Genomic DNA, 3,163 nt, shown 5'->3' with positions numbered 1-3,163 from the left:
GCCATTGTCATAGATGCTAATGCTATTGCCTGCTTCACCTGTTCCTGTCAGTTCAGGGCGTGCGTCATTGGTGGTGTCTCCTTCTCCAATACTGCCTGTCACTGGGGCAACGTCATCGTTGATGTTGTCCAAGGTTGGGGCTGCAGAAGCAGCACTATCAATAGTCACTTCTTTGCTTGATGGCGCAGTATAATTACCTGCTTTATCAATCACACGAGCATCGATGACATGCTTACCATCAGCCAATACATTTGCAGTATTATCTAAACTCCACGTTCCGTCTGCATTTAGCGTTGCGTCTTTCCACACTCCGCCATCTATACGAACCTGAACTTTATCACCTACTTGCAATTGTGTCGCATCTGATACTGTTCCACTAATCACTAGACTTGGATCATTAGTCAAAAAGTCATTTGCAAGACCTGAATCTTCGGTAATACCTGTAATTTCAGCTGTAATCGTCGGAGCTGTTATATCGACAATGACATTGAAAGGATCAGAAGGTTGGCTAACATTTCCAGCAGGGTCTGTTTGCGTTACTGTTAAGTTATGTGAACCTTCAGTCAAACCTGGCGCTGGAATCGTATAATTCCAATGGCCATTTGGACCTGCTGTAACAGAACCCACTGGTTTACCTTCATCATAAATAGTAACCACATTCCCTGCTTCAGCAGTACCTTCTAGAGTCGGTGTTTTATCATCTGTAGAATCACCAGATACTAATAAGCCTTGTACAACACCAACATCATCGGATACAGAATCAATCGTTAACTGACTTGGTTTTGTTGCATCTATTTCCAAACTATATTGTGATTGTGCTGTACTACCATTTGCCAGCGTCACAGATGCAGTATAAGTATGTGCACCATCAACCTGTTGAGGGAGTTCAATTGACCATTGACCTGTTGCATTCGCAGTGACTGATCCAATAACTGTATCCGTTTGATCTTTAATTATGACCACTTGATTTGCAGTTGCAGTCCCTGAAAGTATTGGGGTGTCATCATTGGTTAATCCACCATCACTGATTGGTCCCGTCTTAGGTGCTTTGTTGTCTATCGCAGTTTCAATATTAACCGCTGCTACAGTTGTGCTTACAGTAAAGTCTAAAGGCTCACTCTTATCGCTTTCATTTCCAGCAGGATCTGTTTGTGTCACTTCAAGCAAATGTGGTCCTTCCGTTAATGGGGTTGTTGGTGTATATGTCCATGTCCCATCAGGTTTTACGGTAGTTGTGCCTAGAGGTTGACCATTATCATAAATAGTAACCGTATCTCCTGCTTGACCCGTACCTGTTAACGTTGGCGTAGTATCATCGGTTGTATCACCTGAATCAATATCACCAATACTCGGAGCAACATCATCAGTTGCGACAAAACTTGGTTGAGTTGGTGATGTTACATCAATTGTAAAATCAACTTTAGCTTCAGCCGTTTGCCCACTTGGTAACTCAGCGACAGCCGTATATTCACGGTGTCCTTCTGGTTGTGTTGGCAATGTTACTGACCATTGACCAGACCCATCAGCAATTGTTGATCCAATCGCTTGACCATTTGAATCATGAATCGTAACGAGTGAATCAGGTTTAGTTGTACCAAAAATGATCGGTGTTTGATCATTAGTGATTCCACCTTTAGCCACGGTTTCTATTACAGGTAATTGATCATCGCGAATACCATCAATGGTAATATCAACAGTGCTAGTATCCACCTGAATATCGAGTGGATCACTTTTCAGGCTTTCATTCCCAGCAGGATCAGTATGGGTTACTTCAAGCGAATGTGGACCTTCAGCTAATGGTGTTGTTGGCGTATATGTCCATGTCCCATCTGGCTTAACCGTGGTTGTTCCTATCGGCTGACCATTATCATAAATGGTGACTTTATCACCAGCTTGCCCTGTACCTGTTAATGTTGGCGTCGCATCATCTGTTACATCACCAGAGCTAAGAGCAGCTTGATTTGGACCTACATCATCATTTGCTTCAAAAACAGGTTTTAACGGTGCTTGAGTATCAATATTTAGCGTAAAACTATCTGAAGCTGCTTGACCATTTGGCAAGGTAACCTTTGCAATATAATCATGCACTCCGTCAACTTGTTGAGGTAAATCAATCGACCATTTTCCTGTTGCATCAGCTGTTACAGAAGTAATCGGTGTTCCTGCTTTATCCGTGATAATCACAAGCTGATTTGGATTAGTCGTACCTGCAAATGTTGGCGTGTTATCGTTGGTCAATCCATTTCTAACAACAGCTTCCGTCACACCGACATTATCTGTTACCGATTCAATTTTAATGACCGGAACACCTGTATCTACAGTGAACGATAATGGATCACTTTTCGCACTTTCATTACCAGCAGCATCTGTATGTGTTGTTTGTAATTCATGCGGACCATTTGCAAGTTCTGGTGACGGGGTGAACGTCCAATGACCTGTTGAATCTACGATAGCCGAACCGATCGGCGCACCATTGTCATAAACTTTAACAACATCACCTGGTGCACCTGTACCTGTTAATGTCGGTACTGTGTCATCTGTTACATCACCATTATTAATAGGACCCGTGTATGACCCAACATCATCATTTGCTATAAATCCTGGATTTGTTGGTACGGTTGTATCCAATACAATTGGGTAAGCATCTGTTGTTGTACTAACTTGTCCAGCACCATCTGTGGCATTTGCGGTAATCTTCTTTTCACCGTCTGCACCAAGATCAGGCAATGTGATTGACCAAGTCTTGTCTGGATTTACAGTCGTTGAACCTACTTCTGTACCATCGACAAACACATGTACAACCGAACCTGCTTGACCAGTACCACTTACCGTTGGGGTTTTATCATCTGTAGTCTGTGCTTTTTGCAAGTCTCCAACAATTGCACCAAAGTCATCCTGAACTTGAGTAATTGCAGGCTCTTGCGGTGGTTCACCAATAATTGTGAATGATGTTGCAGATATTGGATTACCTTCATTACCTGCTTTATCTACAGGCTTAGCAGTAAACTCATGTGGACCTGATGTTAATGGATTCTCTGGTGTAAATGTCCACGTACCGTCAGCTTGTACTGTCGCTGTACCAATCAATCCACCATTGTCATAGATATTGACATGCTCAACATCTGTCGTTGCCTTGCCTGTGTATTCTGGACGGGTATCATCC

1 protein-coding gene is annotated in these 3,163 nt (G+C 42.8%); it reads right to left on the bottom strand.

What is annotated here, in order from left to right; all coding sequences use genetic code 11:
- Positions 1-3,163: Ig-like domain-containing protein (locus D7V20_RS18785; protein WP_235831675.1), on the bottom strand; the 3,163-nt coding region annotated here is incomplete at both ends.

The organism is Acinetobacter rongchengensis (genome assembly GCF_003611475.1).
In the GTDB taxonomy this organism is placed as follows: Bacteria; Pseudomonadota; Gammaproteobacteria; order Pseudomonadales; family Moraxellaceae; genus Acinetobacter; species Acinetobacter rongchengensis.
The sequence above is the reverse complement of the archived record's forward strand: the minus strand, read 5'-3'. Positions and strand labels throughout refer to the sequence as shown.